A 15794-nucleotide genomic window follows, 5' to 3' on the forward strand; every position below is an offset into this window, starting at 1 on the left:
GGAGCCTCCTAGAAGGCCACCAGGATCACCGCGGTGACCAGGGCGTTGAGGGTGGCGAGCGGCAGCAGGACCTTCCAGCCGAAGGACATGAGCTGGTCGTAGCGCAGACGCGGGAGCGTGGCCCGGATCCAGATGATCACGGAGGACACGATCAGGGTCTTGACGAGCAGGACGATCGGGTCGATCCAGCCGGGGCCGTCGATCCCGAACGGCAGCTGCCAGCCGCCGAGGAAGAGCGTGGAGAACATCATGCCCGCGACCACCAGGTGGACGTACTCCGCGACGTAGTACATCGCGAAGCGGCCGCCGCCGTACTCCGTCATGAAGCCGGCGACGAGCTCGGAGTCCGCCTCGAGCAGGTCGAACGGGGTGCGGTTGATCTCGGCCAGCGTGGCGACGAAGAAGATCAGCGCGCCGACGATCTGCGGCACGATGAACCAGATGCCGTCGCCCTGCTGCTCGACGATGGCCGAGAGCGAGAGGCTGCCGGTGCTCATGATCACGCCGAGCAGCGCCAGGCCCTGCGAGGCCTCGTACGAGATGAGCTGGGCGGCGCCGCGCATGGCGCCGAGGAAGGAGTACTTCGACGCCGAGGCCCACCCGCCGAGCAGGATGCCGTACGCGCCGATGGAGCTGAGCGCGAAGAAGATCAGCAGGCCGATGTCCGAGTCCAGGACGTAGAAGCCCGTGTCGGTGCCGAAGATGTCCTGCGGCTGGCCCGAGAACGGGATCAGCGCGTAGGTGCCGAGCGCCGCGGCCGCGGCGATGACCGGCGAGATGACGAAGAGCCAGCCGATCGCGCCGCGCGGCTTGAACTGCTCCTTGAAGAGCAGCTTGCCGATGTCGGCCATCGGCTGCAGCGAGCCGTACACGCCGACGCGGTTCGGGCCTAGGCGGTGCTGGAAGCGGCCGAGCAGCTTGCGCTCGTAGAGCAGCGCCAGCGGCACGAGCGAGAAGCAGATCCCGAAGATCACGAGGGTCTTCAGGATCTGCATCCACCAGGGCTCGGCGACGTTGATCGCGCTGAGGGGCAGCGCACCCGCGATCGTGTGCATCAAGCGGTCTCCACCGTGACGGTCGCCGAGCCGAGGGGCGCGTCGCCCGTCAGGGCCGACGCGCTCTGCGCGCCGAGGCCCGTCTCCAGGAAGACGCTGCCGCGGGGCGCGGAGGAGCGGACGTGCGCGACGGCCTCGACCGTCGCGGTGCCGTCCTCGGCGGGCGCGGACACGCGCACGCGCTGCCCGTGACGGATGCCGCGCTCGGCGGCGTCCTCGGGGTTGAGCTCGGCGCGCTGCTTCGGGGACAGGAACTTCAGGGCCGGCGCGTGCGCGACCTCGGGGCTCGCCCACACGGAGCGGAAGGAGCCCAGGCGCAGCGCGCCGTTCGGGCTGGCCGCGGCGGTCGGCGCCTCGAGCGAGAACGGGCCGGTGTCGCCGGCGGGGAAGGCCGCGGAGGCCTCGCGCTCCTGCCAGCGGACGCCGAAGCCGCCGATCTCGTCGTGCGTGATGCCGGCGTAGAACGGCACCGCCTGCGCGATCTCGGCGGTCACCATCATCGACGTCAGCGCCGTCGCCTTCACGCCCACGCCCTTGAGCAGGTGCGTGAGGACGCGCCACGTCGGCTGCGCGTCGCCGCGGCGGCCGACGGCCTGGCGGACGCGCTGGATGCGCCCGTCCGGGTGCGTGATGGTGCCGTCCTTCTCGGCCCCCGCCTCGGCGGGGAAGACGACGTCCGCGTGCGCGGCGACGCCCTCGGTCAGGAACGACGCGTGGGTGATGACGCGGGCGGCGCCCATCGCGCGGCCCCACAGGGCGCGGTCCGGGTACGTCGCGACCGGGTCGGCGTGCAGCAGGTACAGCGCCGAGACCTCGCCGGCGGCGGCGCCGCGGGCGATGTCGCGGGCGGAGCGCCCGACGGCGGCGGGCTCGGAGAAGCCCGGGCCCACGTTCGGCAGCAGGCCGATCTCGCGCAGCCCGCGCGCGTTGCCGGACGACGGGATCTGCAGCAGGCCCGCGCCCTTGCGGCCGTCGAGCAGCCCCAGGCGGCCCGAGGCCTTCAGCAGCGCGCGCGCCGCGTTCGCGGAGCGGGCCTCGTCCTCGGCGTGCGTCAGGCGCTCGCCCCAGACGACGACGACGTCCTCGCCGGCCTCGCGCAGCATGCGGCCGAGCGCCTCGACGGCCTGCGGGTCGGCGCCGGCGGCGTGGCTCAGGCCGCCGACGTCGCCGACGCCGCCGATCGCGGCGTCGAGCGCGCAGACGAAGGCCTCCCCCGCGCCGGGCGCGAAGCGGACCGAGATCTCGGCGTTCGCGTCCAGGCTGGACGGGCGGCTCGTCGCGACGGCCAGGCGGACGCCGTGGCGGCGCACGCCCTTGCGCAGGCGCAGGTCGACGACGGGCATGTCGTCGACGGGCTCGGTGTCCAGGACGAGGACGGCGTGCGCCCACTCCAGGTCGGACACCGTGGCCTGCGCCTCGGGCGCGTCGAGCGCGGCCTGCAGGCCGGCCGACAGCACGCCGGCGGGCCGCGAGTCGAAGTCGCGCGACCCGACGCCCTCGGTCATCAGGCGGCGCAGCAGCCACCCCTCCTCGTTCGTCGTGCCGGTGCCGGCGAGCGCGCCGACGCGGCCCTCCGCGCCGAGGAGGATGTCGGTCGCGGCCTGGACGGCCTGCTCCCAGCTGGCCGGGACGAGCTCGCCCTCGGCGGAGCGCACGAGCGGCGTGGAGACGCGCTCGTCGACGTACGTCGACTGGTACGCGAAGCGGCCGCGGTCGCAGATCCAGCCGTCGTCGACCTCGTCGTTCTGGCGGGACAGCACGCGCACGACGCGGTCGTCGCGCACGGTGTAGGAGACGTTGCACTGCCCGGGGCACAGCGTGCAGACCGAGCCGGACTGCTCGATGTCCCACGGACGGGCGCGGAAGCGGTAGGCCTGGCTCGTCAGCGCGCCGACGGGGCACAGCTCCATGATGTTGCCCGAGAACGGGGCGACGTACGGGTGGCCGTCGAAGGTGCCGACGAACGTCGCGGCGCCGCGCTCGTGCAGCACGAGCTGGTAGTCCTCGGCGACCTCCTGCGAGAAGCGCACGCAGCGGTAGCAGAGGATGCAGCGCTCGCGGTCGATCGCGATGAGCGGCGACAGCTCGACCGGCTTCTGGAAGTGGCGCTTGGGCTCGACGAAGCGGGACTCGCCGCGCCCCCAGCCGAAGGAGATGTCCTGCAGCGGGCACTCGCCGCCCTTGTCGCAGACCGGGCAGTCGAGCGGGTGGTTGAGGAGCAGGAACTCCACCACCGACTCCTGCGCGGCCTTCACGCGCGGGCTCTCCGTGTTGACGACCATGCCGTCGCGCACGGGCGTCGAGCAGGCGGTCTGGAGCTTCGGGATGCCCTCCACCTCGACGAGGCACATGCGGCACGCGCCCACCGGGGCGCCGAGCTTCGGCTCATAGCAGAAGACCGGGATGTCGACGTCGCCGAGCTTCGCGGCGTCGGCGAGCAGCGTCCCCGCCGGCGCCTCGACCTCGCGGCCGTCGACGGTGAAGGTGATCGTTTCGAGTTCGGGCCTAGGCATCAGCGGTACGACGCGGTCGCGCCGATCCCCTCCAGGACGGGCCCCGTGGCCTCGAGCTCGGCGAGCAGGCGCGCCTCGTTGGCGGCGCGGGCCTGCTCGATGTGAGCCTCGAAGTGGGGGCGGAACTTGGTGACCATGGACGCGACGGGCATGGCCATCGCGTCGCCGAGCACGCACAGGCAGTTGCCCATGATCTGGTCGCACACGGAGCTGATGACGTCCAGGTCCATGGGCGTGGCCTCGCCGGACTGGATGCGCTTGAGCATCTTCGTCGTCCAGTTCGTGCCCTCGCGGCAGGGCGTGCACTTGCCGCAGCTCTCGTGCTTGTAGAAGCTCGCCGTCTTCACGGCGATGTCGACGACCGAGTTGGAGTCGTCGGCCACGATGATCGCGCCGGAGCCGAGCATCGTCTTCGCGCCCGCGAGCGAGTCGTAGTCGTACGGCAGGTCCAGGTCGTCCTTCGTCAGGACGGGCGAGGACGAGCCGCCGGGGAACCACAGGAGGACCTCGCGGTCGTCCGTGATGCCGCCGGCCAGGCCGTAGATGATGTCGCGCCCGGTCATGCCGAGCTCGATCTCGTAGTTGCCCGGGCGCTTGACGTTGCCCGAGACCGAGATCAGCTTGGTGCCCGACGACTTCTCCACGCCCATCGCGGCGTACGCCTCGGCGCCGACGCGCAGGATGTACGGGATCGCGGTGAGCGTCTCGACGTTGTTCAGGAGGGTGGGGCCCTGGTACAGGCCCTGGTTCGCCGGGAACGGCGGCTTCAGGCGCGGGTTGCCGCGACGGCCCTCGAGGGCGTCGAGCAGGCCGGTCTCCTCGCCGCAGATGTAGGCGCCCGCGCCGCGGTGCACCCACATGTCCAGCTCCATGCCGCGGCCCAGGACGTTCGGGCCGATCAGCCCAGCCTCCTTGGCCTCGGCCAGCGCGGCCTCCAGGATCTCCGCCTGCTGGACGTACTCGCCGCGGATGAAGATGAAGGCCTTGTTCGCGCCGACCGCGTAGGCGGCGATGATCATGCCCTCGATGAGGCTGTGCGGGTTCTTCTGGATCAGCTCGCGATCCTTGAAGGTGCCCGGCTCGGACTCGTCCGCGTTGCAGACGAGGTACTTGTCCATCTTGCCCTGCGGGATGAAGGAGGCCTTCATGCCCGTCGGGAAGCCGGCGCCGCCGCGGCCGCGCAGGCCGGAGTCCTTCAGCGCCGTGACGATGGAGTCGCGGGCCATGGCGAGCGCCTGCTCGGCCATCTGGTAGCCGCCGCGCCGCCGGTACACCTCGAGGGTGTTCAGGCCCGGCTCGTCGATGTTCTCGAACAGCAGGTGGTTCATGCCGCCCCTCCGGGCTGCGTGGGGGCGTCGCCCGCACCGTCGTACCGGACGGGATCCAGCGTCCCCGTCTCGGTCGACGCGCGCACGACGTCGTCGGTGTTCGCGGCCGCGTCGGCGACGCGGCGGCGCACGAGCTGCTTGCCGGGCAGCGGCTCGGCGCCGGACAGGATCTGCTCCGCCAGCTCGACGACCTCGTGGTCCTCGACCGGCCCGACGTACACGCCGTCGATCGACGCCATCGGGGCGATGTCGCAGGCGCCGAGGCACTCGAAGCCGCGGATGTTCACGTCCGGGTCGTCCCCGACGCGCGCCTCCAGCGCGGCCAGCAGCTCGTCGCCGCCGCGCAGGGAGCAGGAGATGTTCGTGCAGACGTAGACGGTCTTGCGGCCGACCGGCTTCGTCTCGAGCATGTCGTAGAAGCCGGCGACGGCCGTCAGGTACGCCGGGGTCAGCCGCATGACGCACGCGACCTGCTCGATCGCGGTCGGCGAGCACCAGCCGTGGACCTTCTGCGCGGCGGCGAGGGCCGGGATGGCGGCGGAGCGGAAGTCCGGGTACCGGGACATGTAGTCCTCGATCTCGGCGCGCAGCGCGTCGGGCACCTCGACGACGGCGGGGTCGGGGATGCCGGCCGGGTCCTTCGTCGGGTCGGTCGCCTCGTGCAGGCCCGGGGTGCGCAGGCCGTGCGCGAAGCGCGGCACGTCGCGGTGCAGGACCTCCGGGTCCGCTTCGGGCGACAGCGCGCGCGGCGGGCCCGCGGGGCGCTCCTCGCCGTGGCGGACGGCCTCGCGGTCCAGCGGCCCCAGCGGGTCGCGGCGGATGAAGCGCATCATCGGTCGACGCCTCCGAGCAGCGGGTCCATGCAGGCCAGCGTGGCGATCAGGTCGGCGATGTACTCGCCGTTGGCCATGTCGCCCAGGGACTGCAGGTTGATGAACGAGGGGTCGCGCATGTGCACGCGCGCCGGCTTGCTCGAGCCGTCCGAGCGGACGAAGCAGCCGAGCTCGCCGCGCGGGCCCTCGATGGGGTAGTACGCCTCGCCCTCGGGGACGCGCATGCCCTCGGTGACGAGCTTGAAGTGGTGGATCAGCGCCTCCATCGAGGTCGCCAGCTCGTGGCGCGGCGGCAGCGCGACCTTGCGATCGGCCGTCACCCACGGGCCCTCGGGCAGGCCGTCGATGGCCTGCTGGATGATCTTCACCGACTCGCGCATCTCGTTCACGCGGACGAGGTAGCGGTCGTAGTTGTCGCCGGTGGTGCCGACGGGGATCTTGAAGGCGAAGTCGTCGTACGACGAGTACGGCTGGGCCTTGCGCAGGTCCCACGGCACGCCGGCGGCGCGCAGCAGCGGCCCGGTGACGCCCTTGGCCATCAGCGTCTCGGCGTCGGCGACGCCGGTGTGCTTCATGCGCCGCAGGAAGATCTCGTTCTTCGAGAGCAGCGCCTCGTACTGGTCGATGCGGCTCGGCATCTCGGTGACGAAGCGGCGGAGCTTCGTCTCCCAGCCGGCGGGGATGTCGTCCGCGACGCCGCCGATCTGGATGTACCGCGGGTGCACGCGCTGGCCACCGGAGTACTCGAACAGGTCGAGGATGGTCTCGCGCTCGCGGAAGCCGTACCAGAGCATCGACATCGCGCCGATGTCGAGCATCGTGGTGCCGATCCACACCAGGTGGCTCATCAGGCGGTTGAGCTCGAGGTGGATGACGCGCAGGTACTGGGCGCGCTTGGGCACGTCGACGCCGAGCAGGTCCTCGACGGCGCCGCAGTACGCCATGGCGTTGAAGTAGTACGCCAGGTAGTCCATCCGCTCCACGATCGGAACGGTCTTCCAGTACGTCTTGTCCTCGGCCGTCTTCTCGATGCCGGTGTGGAGGTAGCCCACGATCGGCTTGACGTCGCGGACGACCTCGCCCTCGAGCGTGGTCAGCAGGCGCAGCACCCCGTGCGTCGACGGGTGGTGCGGCCCCATGTTGATCGTGAGGAGCTCGGCCTCGTCCTGCTCGGCGACCGTGCCCATCTGGGTGGAGAAGTCGATCGACTCCTCCCCCGCGCGGTAGTCGCGGGAGCGCTGCTCCCAGCGGTCGCCCGTGTTGTCGGGCGTCCCGCCGGAGCCGCTCTCCTTCGGGTCCGCGGTCGAGGTCAGCGTGCCGCCGGGCTCGCCGCCCAGCTGGTCGGCGACGTTCGCGCCGCGCTCGCGCTCGGTCGTGGACGCCGGCGCGTCGTGCTCGCGGGGGGCGGCGCCGGCGCTGCCGTCCTCGGGGACGGGGCCGTCGCGGCGCTCGTCGGGGGTTCGCTCGTCGGTCACTTCCACCACCCGGGGTTGTCGCCCTCGTTGCCCGTGAAGAGGACCGGCTCGCCGCCGATCGGGAAGTCCCGCCGCTGCGGGTGGCCGATGTAGTCCTCGGGCAGGAGGATGCGGCGCAGGTCGGGGTGCCCGTCGAAGATCACGCCGAACATGTCGTAGACCTCGCGCTCCTGGAAGGACGCGGTCGGCCAGCGGTCCGTCACGGACGGCACGTGCGGGTCGTCGAGCGGCACGCGCACCTTGACGGTCACGCGGTCCTGCTCCTGCATGGAGAGCAGCTCGTAGGCGACGCCGAAGCGCGGCTCCTGCGGGAAGTAGTCCACGCCGTGGAGCGACATGAGCATCGTGTAGCCCTCGGCGCGGAGGCGCTCGAGGACGTCGACGACCGTCTCTGGGCGGACGTGGAGCTCGGCGCGACGGGCGCGCACGACGGTGCCGAGGACGACCTCGTCGCCCCCCACCACGCCGGCGAGCCGCTGCAGGCCGTCGGTATCAGGCACGCGAGGCCTCGCGGGCGCGCAGGACCTCGTCGCGACGACGCGCCTCCTCGGCGCGCGTCTCGAGCTCGTCCATGCTCCACGGCTTCGGACGCTCCTCCGTGCCGTTCGCGCCGTAGCGGTCGCGCCAGCCCATGTCGGGGTCGCCGAGCACCATCTCGCGCAGCTTGAGGATCCCGTACATCAGGGACTCCGTCCGCGGCGGGCAGCCGGGGACGTGGACGTCGACCGGCAGGAACTTGTCCGCCGGCACGATCGCGTAGTTGTTGAAGACGCCCATCGACGACGAGCAGGCGCCCATCGCGATCGCGTACTTCGGCTCGAGCATCTGGTCGTAGATGCGCCGGACGACCGGCGCCATCTTCATCGACACGCGGCCGGCCAGGATGATCAGGTCCGCCTGGCGCGGCGTGCCGCGCATCGCCTCGGCGCCGAAGCGCGAGATGTCCATGCGCGCCGCCTGCAGGCCGATCATGTCGATCGAGCAGCAGGCCAGGCCGAAGGTCAGGGGGAAGAACGAGTTGCCGGCGGCCCAGCGGGCGGCCTTGTCCAGGGTCGTCGTGACGACGTTCTCGCGGACGTACTCCTCGAGGTCGGCGCCCTCGAGCTCGCCGCGGAGCATGTCGCGGGCCCGGAGCTGGCGGGCGCGGAACGCCGCCTTGTCGTCGTCGCCGGCCGGCGCCACCTGCGCGCCGCTGCCGTGTCGGATCACTTCCATTCGAGGGCTCCCCTCCGCCACACGTAGATGAGCGCGATGAAGAGCAGCACGATGAACACGGCCGTCTCGATCAGCGCGAAGGTGCCAAAGGCCTGCAGCTCCACCGCGATCGGGTAGAGGAAGACCACCTCGATGTCGAACAGCAGGAAGAGCATCGCGATCAGGTAGAAGCTGATCCCGAAGCGGAAGCCCTGCTGGACCTCCGAGGGGAGCCCGCACTCGTAGGCGTCCTCGGCCATCTTCGTCGGGCGCCGTTTGTAGCGCGGCCCGAGCCAGCTGTTCGCGGCGACGAAGAGCGCCGCAACGCCGGTCGACAGCACGAGGAAGATCAGGAGCGGCAGATAGGACCCAAGCACCACGTCCGGTTGTAGCAGTTCGCCGGGAGCCCGATCGGCGTTCGGCATCCCTTACTTCCTGGGGTTTCGTGCCGGTCCGCACGATGTCGCGCAGGCCCCTCGTGACGCCCGGCACGAGGGGCGGTGGCCCGTGCCACGAAGCGGGCCCGACGCCGCTCCCCGGCCGGGGCCGTGGCACCATCCGCCGCCATGGCCTCCGCCGCGCTCATCGTCTCGCTCGTCGTCGCCGCCGTCGCGCTGGCCGGCGGCGCGTGGGGCGCGTGGCTGTGGTGGCGCTTCGACGCCCGCTCGTCGTACTGGATCGCGGTGCGCGCCTCGCAGGTCGGGGCCCTCGCCCTGGCCCTGCTCGCGGGCGCGGTCTGGCTGTGGGGCGGCGAGCCGGACAACTGGCTGTTCTGGCTCTACGCCCTGCTTCCCGTGGCGATCTCGCTCGTCGCCGAGCAGCTGCGGATCGTCGCGGCCGAGCAGGTCCTCGAGCGCCGCGGCCTCGACGGCGCCGCCGACGTGGCGAAGCTCGACGAGGCCGGCCAGCGCGGGGTCGTCCGCGAGATCGTGCGGCGCGAGATCGGCGTCATGGCCGTCGCCGCCCTCGTCATCGCCTTCCTCGCGCTGCGCGTCGCGGTCGAGCGCGGCGGGCTGTAGGGCGTGGCCGGGCAGGGCTCGAGCCGGGCACCGCCGGCGCGACTCGGCCGCGCCCTCGGGCACTGAAGGAGGGGCGGACGCATCAGCGGGAGTGGTAGCGAACGGCACGAACCCCCCGAATGGGGGCTGTTCGCCCGGGCGCGGTCGCCGGTGGACGGGTTGCGGCGGCGGACGGCGTCCGCCGGGCAAGGGGGGGTGGGCCGGCGGAGGCGGCGGCAAGGCCGGGCGCCCGAGGGCCGGCGGCGTTGGCGGGTGGCGGCCGTCGGCTTGCGGAGGGGCCGCGTCCGCGGGGCGGCGGGGTATCGATGGGCGGGGTGAAGTGCGGTGAGGCTGGTTCGACTCGTCGGTGAGGCGGATCGCGCGGTTGAGGCGGATCGCCGCTGCTCTTCCGCCGCAATCCGCCTCGCCCGCGCTCCGCGCCTCGGCCGGACACTGAAGCCGCCTCACCCGACAGCACCACTTCGTCCGTCGGTGCCGCCTCGCCCTGGATGCCGCCTCGCCCGTCGCTGCGCCGGCCCGCGCGTCGATGCCGCCCTGCCCGTTCGCACGGTCCCGGCCGTCGTTCCCGGCCCCCGTCGGTGCGGTCTCACCCGTCGGCGCGTCCGCACCCGTCGGCGTCGACCCACTCACGGCACCGCCAGGGTGGGACGCGATCTCGCCCGGCCGGTCCGCCGAGGGCTCGACACCGGGGCCAGGCGCGTGCGCGTCGCACGCGGGAGACGTACAGGCGCCCCCGACACCGGCCTGATGGTTGCCGCCGTCAAAGACCAGTCGCGGGCATCAAGTGCAGATGCGAGTGGGTCTTCGCGGCCGGTGCCGGGGGGCGATACGGGCTTTCGCCCCCCGCGCGCGGCCTCCTTCCCGCTCTGCGAAAAAGTTCGGCGGGTGGGGCGCACGCCTCGACGGCGGACGACTGGTCTAGGATCATCGCGTCATGCAGCGTCGAGTCCTCACGACCCTGGGTGCCCTGGCGGCAGCTCTCGCTCTCGCCTCCTGTGGCTCCGAGTCGGTCCAGACCAACATCGACAACGGACCACTGAAGGGCGAGAAGAACCCGACCGTCCTGAAGGGCGCGAACATCTTCGCCGAGCGCTGCTCGGGCTGCCACACGCTGGCCGTCGCCGGCACGCAGGGCGGCGCCTACCACATCAAGGACCGTGAGCGGACGGACGGTCCGAACTTCGACCTGCGCGCCGAGACGACGGGCTCCGTCCTCTACGCCCTGCGCAACGGCGGCTTCTCCGGCGCGATCATGCCGGCGAACATCGCGGTCGGCGCCGACGCCGAGGCCGTCGCCGCGTTCCTCTGCAAGTACTCCGGCCTGAAGGCCGAGGCGCCCTCGAGCCCCGAGGTCGCGAAGACGCCGGCGCAGCGCTGCGCCGAGCGGGGCCCCGTCGCCGCCGGCGGCTCGGGCGCCCGCCGCTAGGCCCACCGGCCACCGACACTGCATCCGAGGGGCGGCGCGAGCCGCCCCTCGTCGTTCTCGGGGCCGCGGCGTGTTCTGGCTCGGGTCCGTCATCCGGCCCTGGGGCGAGCGGGTCCCGTCGGCGCGGCGTGTTCCGGCTCGGGTCCGCTATCCGGCCCTGGGGCGGAACGGGTCCCGTCGGCGCGGCGTGTTCCGGCTCGGGTCCGCCATCCGGCCCTGAGGCGGAACGGGTCCCGTCGGCGCGGCGTGTTCCGGCTCGGGTCCGCCATCCGGCCCTGAGGCGGAACGGGTCCCGTCGGCGCCACGTGTTCCGGCTCGGGTCCGCTCTCCGGCCCTCAGCCGGAACTGGTCCCGCCGGCCCGGCGTGTTCCGGCTCGGGGCCGCTCTCCGGCCCTGAGGCGGAACGGGTCCCGTCGGCGCCACGTGTTCCGGCTCCGGTCCGCTGTCCGGCCCTCAGCCGGAACTGGTCCCGCCGGCCCGGCGTGTTCCGGCTCGGGTCCGCTATCCGGCCCTGAGGCGGAACGGAGTCGGACCGCGCCACGTGTTCCGGCTCGGGTCCGCCATCCGGCCCTCAGCCGGGATGGGGCCCGCCGGCCCGGCGTGTTCCGGCTCGGGGCCGCTCTCCGGCCCTGAGGCGGAACGGGTCCCGTCGGCGCCACGTGTTCCGGCTCGGGGCCGCTCTCCGGCCCTGAGCCGGAACGGGTCCCGCCGGCCCCACGTGTTCCGGCTCCGGTCCGCTATCCGGTTCTCAGCCGGAACGGAGCCCGCCGGCCCCACGTGTTCCGGCTCCGGTCCGCCATCCGGCCCTCAGCCGGAACAGGTCCCGCCCCGCCCGCCCGGCCCCGCCGCCCCGCCCGGCCGACCCCCGCCCGGCCCGCGCGCCGTCCCTACCCCCGCCGGGCGATCTCGAACGCCACGAGCGTCGTCGCACACGCCACGTTGAGCGACTCGACGTCGCCCGGCATCGGGACCGCCGTCCAGGTGTGCGCGTAGGCGTTCGCCTCGGCGGACGCGCCGTCGTGCTCGCCGCCGACGAGGAACGCCACGCGGTCCGGCAGCTCCAGGTCCCACAGGGACGTCTCCGCGCCCGCGTCGAGGCCGACGATCACGAAGCCCGCGTCGGTCAGGTCGGAGAGCGCCGCCGGTGCGTCGGCCGCGCGCAGGATCGGCGCCCGCCAGGCGGTGCCCGCCGACGCCTTGACCACCTGGGGGCTGAGCGCCGCGGTGCCCTTGCGCGGCAGCACCACGCCGTCGACGCCGGCGGCGGTGGCCGAGCGCAGGATCAGGCCGAGGTTGGCGGGCGTCGTCACCCCGTCGACGACCAGCAGCCGCTGACGGCGGGACGGGTCGCGCGCCAGCGCCTGCAGGCGCTCGCTCAGCGGCTCCATCGCGGGCGCGACGACGTCGGCCACGACGCCCTGGTCCTGTCGGCCGTTGCCCGAGATCAGCGACACGCGGTGCGGCTTCTCCCGCCGCAGCTCGACGCCGGCCGCCCGCGCGGCCTTCGAGACCTCCCCCACCACCGCGCCGCCCGCCTCGGACACCGTCACGCCCGCGACCTCGAGCGCCGGGTCGGCGAGCGCCTCGAGCACCGCGCGGCGGCCGTAGACGGTGATGCAGCGGTCGCGCCGCTCGCGGGGGTCCAGGGAGGGGGCCATCCGGACCAGGGTACGGCGCGCGCCCGGGACGGGCCGGGCGCGCGACGGCGCCCGGAGCGCGTCGCCGCCCCCGGGCCGGCGGACCCGTGCCGCTACGCTGCGGCGTACCGCGCACGCGTGTGCGCGCCGTCCCCGAGGAGCCCACCGTGCCCCCGACGTCCCCGCGCCGCCCCCGGGCGACCGCGACCCCCGGCCCCCGTGCGCCCCGTTGCCCGGCCCGCGCGGCCGGCGGGCCCCCGGTCGCCACGGCCCCCCGTGCGCCGCGTCGCTCCGCCCGCCCGGCCGGCGGGCCCCCGGTCGCCACGGCCCCCCGAACGCCCCGTCGCCCCGCCCGCCCGGCCGCTGGGCCCCCGGTCGCCCCGGCCCCCCGAACGCCCCGCCGCCCCGCCCGCCCGGCCGCTGGGCCCCCGGTCGCCCCGGCCCCCCGAACGCCCCGCCGCCCCGCCCGCCCGGCCGGCGGGCCCCCGGTCGCCACGGCCCCCCGAACGCCCCGTCGCCCCGCCCGTGCGGCCGCCGGGCCCCTGGCGGCCGCGGCCTCCGAGCCCCGTGCGCGCCGCGGCCCGGCCGCGGCCGCCTCCGCCGTCGCCATCGCCGCCGCGGTCACCCTGCTGCTGCCGCCGGTCGCCTCCGCCGACATCGCCCGGCTCGAGCCCCGCCCGGCCGCGCGGGGCCAGGCCTACGGGCTCGTCGTGACCGCGCCCGACGGCACGCGACGCACGCTGCCGACCTTCACGCTCAGCACGCCGCCCGAGACCGTCCTCGCCGCGCCCGACGGCCGGCACGTCCTCGTCGTCCCGACGATGGACGGCGACCTGGTGCAGCCGCCCGCCGTCCTCGTCCCGACCGACGGCGGGCCGGCCCGGCGGCTCGCCCTGCCGCCCGGCGTGGAGCAGGGCTCGTCCGCGTTCTCGTGGGATCCGGCGGGCGGGGCGTTCTACGACGGCAACGCCGCCGCCACCGCCCCGGAGGATCCCTTCGGCCGCGTCGTGCTGCGCTGCGTGGTCGCGACGGCGAGCTGCGCCGTCGTCGCCGAGCCTTCCGGCGAGGTCGCCGCCGTGCCCGGCGGGTCGTCGTGTCGTCGCGGTTCGACGGCTCCGTCCCGGACCCCGCCCGCGTGATGGCGACCGCGACGCAGGACGACGTGCCCGCGCCCGACCCGTTCGTCCCGCGCGACAGCCCGGAGGGCCGGGCCGCGCTCGCGCTCAGCCGCCGGGCGCTCACGAGCGCCACCCGGCTCGTCGGCGCCGCCACCGTGCCGGTCGAGCGCGTCCACCGCCCCGCGACCGCTGGGATCCCGTTCACGATCGCCGCGGCCGGCGGCCCGTCCGGAGCGGCCATGCTGCGCAACGTCTACCGTCCCCGCGTCGCGGTCCGCGGGTCGCGCGTCCGGGTGGACGACCGCTTCGTCCGCCCGCGCCTGACGATCGTGCGCCCGGACGGCGCCACCCAGGTCCTTCCCGCACCCGTCGTCGCGCTCGGCCCGGGGGACGCGCCGGACACGGACGCCGAGGACCGGCGCCTGGAGGTCGAGCCCGACCGCGGCCTGCCGGGCGGCGGCTGGCTGGCCCGCGCCTTCGGCTCCTCGCCGTCGGACACGACGCTGACGGTGATCGCGCCGGACGGCAGCGCCCGGCCGGTCCGCTCGGGCGGGCGCGCCGTGACGGCCCGCTGGCTGGCGGCGCGGCTCGGGGCGCCGCGGGACGCGCACGCCGCCGGGCTCGGGATCGTGGGGCACGAGACGTCGACCCGCTCCGCCGTCGTGGAGGTGGCCTGGGCCCGCCGACGCCCCGGGCGCCGGTCGATCGTCCGCGACGCCGTCGTCCGCGTCCCGCTCGACGGCACCACCCCGCCGTCCGCGATCCCCGGCGGCGCCGACACCGCCTGGTGACGCGGACCTGGCCGCCCCGCCCCCGCGGGATACCCTCTGCGGGATGCTCGACCTGAAGGCCCTGCGCCGCGATCCCGACGCCGCCCGTGCCGCCCTGTCCCGCCGCGGCGGGACGGACGCCGAGACCTTCGACCGGGTGCTGTCCCTCGACGAGCGCCGGCGGGCGATCCTGCCCGAGCTCGAGGCGCTGCGCGCGGAGCAGAACCAGGCTAACCAGGCGATCGCGCAGGCGAAGAAGGCGGCGAAGGAGAGCGGCGACTCGTCGGCCGCCGACGCCGCCGTCGCGACGATGCGCGAGGTCTCGGCGAAGGCGAAGGCGCTGCAGGACGAGCTGTCGACGGTCGAGACCGACCTGCAGGCCGCCCAGGCCCGGCTCCCCAACCTGCCGCACCCCGACGCCCCGCCGCAGGACAGCGTCGTGCGCACCGTCGGCGAGCCGCGCATCGACGGGCTGGATGCCCGCCCCGCCGGGGGCAGCGACGTCGACGTGGCCGGCAGCGTGCCGATCGCCCCGCGCGCCACGACCGCGAAGGACCACCTGGAGCTCGGCGGCTCCCGCGTCGACATGGAGCGCGGCGCCCGGCTGTCGGGGTCGCGCTTCGCGTACCTGCGCGGCGACCTCGTGCACCTGGAGCTCGCGCTCGTGCAGTGGGCGCTCGCGAAGCTGCGCGACAAGGGCCACGAGGCCGTCATCCCGCCCGTGCTGGTGCGCGAGGACGCCCTGTACGGCACCGGCTTCCTGCCCGACACCGAGCAGCAGATCTACGCGCTGCCCCAGGACGACCTGTACCTGGTCGGCACGAGCGAGGTCGCGCTCGCGTCGATGCACGCCGGCGAGATCCTCGAGGCCGGCGACCTGCCGCTGCGCTACGCCGGCTTCTCGCCGTGCTTCCGCCGCGAGGCCGGGGCCGCCGGCGCGAGCGACCGCGGCCTGTTCCGCGTGCACCAGTTCGACAAGGTCGAGATGTTCAGCTTCGTCCCGCCGGAGCGGGCGGAGGAGGAGCACGCGCGCCTGCTGTCCATCGAGGAGGAGATCCTCACCGAGCTGGGCATCCCGTACCGCGTGGTCGACATCGCCGTCGACGACCTCGGCGCGTCGGCGGCGCGGAAGTTCGACTGCGAGGCGTGGCTGCCGTCGCAGGAGCAGTACCGCGAGCTGACCTCGACGTCGAACACGACGGAGTTCCAGGCGCGCCGCCTGGGCATCCGCGTGAAGGACTCCGCCGCCACGCCGCCGCGCAAGCCCGAGCCCCTCGCGACGCTGAACGGCACCGCGGTCGCCGTGGGCCGCACGATCATCGCGCTCATGGAGCACGGCCAGCGCGAGGACGGCACGATCGTGCTGCCCGAGTGCCTGCGCCCGTTCGGCGCGCCGTCCGTCCTGCCGGCGGCGTCGTGACCGCCG

Annotated in this window: 14 protein-coding genes; 5 read left to right on the forward strand and 9 right to left on the reverse strand. The window is 74.4% G+C overall.

From position 1 onward, the window contains the following. Positions 1–8: 8 nt before the first annotated feature. The 8 genes from nuoH to ndhC all read right to left on the reverse strand — a co-directional run bounded on the left by nuoH (position 9) and on the right by ndhC (position 8775). Positions 9–1055, reverse strand: coding sequence for an NADH-quinone oxidoreductase subunit NuoH (gene nuoH, locus J3P29_RS15435; protein ID WP_210495113.1), 1047 nt, complete (start codon positions 1053–1055; stop codon positions 9–11). Further along, the gene (gene nuoG, locus J3P29_RS15440; protein ID WP_210494779.1) at positions 1055–3568 is read right to left on the reverse strand and encodes an NADH-quinone oxidoreductase subunit NuoG; all 2514 of its coding nucleotides are present in this window, start codon (positions 3566–3568) and stop codon (positions 1055–1057) included. The genes nuoH and nuoG overlap by 1 nt, the downstream gene beginning before the upstream one ends. Further along, on the reverse strand, positions 3568–4896 hold the full coding sequence (gene nuoF, locus J3P29_RS15445; RefSeq protein WP_210494781.1) for an NADH-quinone oxidoreductase subunit NuoF: 1329 nt from the start codon (positions 4894–4896) through the stop codon (positions 3568–3570). The genes nuoG and nuoF overlap by 1 nt, the downstream gene beginning before the upstream one ends. After that, positions 4893–5729 carry an NAD(P)H-dependent oxidoreductase subunit E gene (locus J3P29_RS15450; RefSeq protein ID WP_246851935.1) on the reverse strand — a complete coding sequence of 279 codons (837 nt, stop codon included), beginning with the start codon at positions 5727–5729 and terminating at the stop codon, positions 4893–4895. Before J3P29_RS15450 ends, nuoF begins: the two co-directional genes overlap by 4 nt. Further along, positions 5726–6916 carry an NADH dehydrogenase (quinone) subunit D gene (gene nuoD / locus J3P29_RS15455; RefSeq protein WP_246852235.1) on the reverse strand — a complete coding sequence of 397 codons (1191 nt, stop codon included), beginning with the start codon at positions 6914–6916 and terminating at the stop codon, positions 5726–5728. Before nuoD ends, J3P29_RS15450 begins: the two co-directional genes overlap by 4 nt. A gap of 284 nt (positions 6917–7200) precedes the next feature. Beyond that, positions 7201–7704 carry an NADH-quinone oxidoreductase subunit C gene (locus J3P29_RS15460; RefSeq protein WP_210494786.1) on the reverse strand — a complete coding sequence of 168 codons (504 nt, stop codon included), beginning with the start codon at positions 7702–7704 and terminating at the stop codon, positions 7201–7203. Beyond that, on the reverse strand, positions 7697–8419 hold the full coding sequence (gene nuoB / locus J3P29_RS15465) for an NADH-quinone oxidoreductase subunit NuoB (protein ID WP_282600099.1): 723 nt from the start codon (positions 8417–8419) through the stop codon (positions 7697–7699). Before nuoB ends, J3P29_RS15460 begins: the two co-directional genes overlap by 8 nt. Next, positions 8410–8775: an NADH-quinone oxidoreductase subunit A gene (gene ndhC / locus J3P29_RS15470; RefSeq protein WP_210494797.1), complete on the reverse strand. Its 366-nt coding sequence runs from the start codon at positions 8773–8775 to the stop codon at positions 8410–8412. The genes nuoB and ndhC overlap by 10 nt, the downstream gene beginning before the upstream one ends. A gap of 189 nt (positions 8776–8964) precedes the next feature. Between ndhC and J3P29_RS15475 the strand changes: the two genes are divergently transcribed. Together J3P29_RS15475 and J3P29_RS15480 are read left to right on the forward strand one after the other, a co-directional pair. Next, positions 8965–9417: a hypothetical protein gene (locus tag J3P29_RS15475; protein ID WP_210494799.1), complete on the forward strand. Its 453-nt coding sequence runs from the start codon at positions 8965–8967 to the stop codon at positions 9415–9417. A 934-nt stretch (positions 9418–10351) separates the two neighbouring features. Next, positions 10352–10843 carry a c-type cytochrome gene (locus J3P29_RS15480; protein WP_210494801.1) on the forward strand — a complete coding sequence of 164 codons (492 nt, stop codon included), beginning with the start codon at positions 10352–10354 and terminating at the stop codon, positions 10841–10843. Between the two features lie 887 nt (positions 10844–11730). Here the strand turns inward: J3P29_RS15480 and J3P29_RS15485 are convergent. Then, positions 11731–12501, reverse strand: a complete 771-nt coding sequence (locus tag J3P29_RS15485) for an RNA methyltransferase (RefSeq protein WP_210494803.1) — start codon at positions 12499–12501, stop codon at positions 11731–11733. 689 nt (positions 12502–13190) lie between these two features. Here J3P29_RS15485 and J3P29_RS15490 point away from each other — a divergent pair. The 3 genes from J3P29_RS15490 to serS are packed head-to-tail and all read left to right on the forward strand — an operon-like array spanning position 13191 to position 15788. After that, positions 13191–13619 carry a hypothetical protein gene (locus J3P29_RS15490; protein ID WP_210494805.1) on the forward strand — a complete coding sequence of 143 codons (429 nt, stop codon included), beginning with the start codon at positions 13191–13193 and terminating at the stop codon, positions 13617–13619. After that, entirely contained in the window at positions 13619–14389 is a 771-nt protein-coding gene (locus J3P29_RS15495; RefSeq protein WP_210494807.1) for a hypothetical protein, read from the forward strand. The genes J3P29_RS15490 and J3P29_RS15495 overlap by 1 nt, the downstream gene beginning before the upstream one ends. A gap of 43 nt (positions 14390–14432) precedes the next feature. Next, positions 14433–15788 carry a serine--tRNA ligase gene (gene serS / locus J3P29_RS15500; protein WP_210494808.1) on the forward strand — a complete coding sequence of 452 codons (1356 nt, stop codon included), beginning with the start codon at positions 14433–14435 and terminating at the stop codon, positions 15786–15788. Positions 15789–15794: the final 6 nt, after the last annotated feature.

The organism is Patulibacter sp. SYSU D01012 (assembly GCF_017916475.1).
Taxonomy (GTDB): domain Bacteria; phylum Actinomycetota; class Thermoleophilia; order Solirubrobacterales; family Solirubrobacteraceae; genus Patulibacter.

Coding starts and splice junctions, on each gene's coding strand:
- nuoB (WP_282600099.1), bottom strand. CDS start 8,419: ATGGAAGTGATCCGACACGGCAGCGGCGCGCAGGTGGCGCCGGCCGGC.
- J3P29_RS15475 (WP_210494799.1), top strand. CDS start 8,965: ATGGCCTCCGCCGCGCTCATCGTCTCGCTCGTCGTCGCCGCCGTCGCG.
- nuoH (WP_210495113.1), bottom strand. CDS start 1,055: ATGCACACGATCGCGGGTGCGCTGCCCCTCAGCGCGATCAACGTCGCC.
- J3P29_RS15480 (WP_210494801.1), top strand. CDS start 10,352: ATGCAGCGTCGAGTCCTCACGACCCTGGGTGCCCTGGCGGCAGCTCTC.
- nuoG (WP_210494779.1), bottom strand. CDS start 3,568: ATGCCTAGGCCCGAACTCGAAACGATCACCTTCACCGTCGACGGCCGC.
- J3P29_RS15485 (WP_210494803.1), bottom strand. CDS start 12,501: ATGGCCCCCTCCCTGGACCCCCGCGAGCGGCGCGACCGCTGCATCACC.
- J3P29_RS15495 (WP_210494807.1), top strand. CDS start 13,619: ATGGCGACCGCGACGCAGGACGACGTGCCCGCGCCCGACCCGTTCGTC.
- J3P29_RS15450 (WP_246851935.1), bottom strand. CDS start 5,729: ATGATGCGCTTCATCCGCCGCGACCCGCTGGGGCCGCTGGACCGCGAG.
- nuoF (WP_210494781.1), bottom strand. CDS start 4,896: ATGAACCACCTGCTGTTCGAGAACATCGACGAGCCGGGCCTGAACACC.
- nuoD (WP_246852235.1), bottom strand. CDS start 6,916: ATGGGCACGGTCGCCGAGCAGGACGAGGCCGAGCTCCTCACGATCAAC.
- serS (WP_210494808.1), top strand. CDS start 14,433: ATGCTCGACCTGAAGGCCCTGCGCCGCGATCCCGACGCCGCCCGTGCC.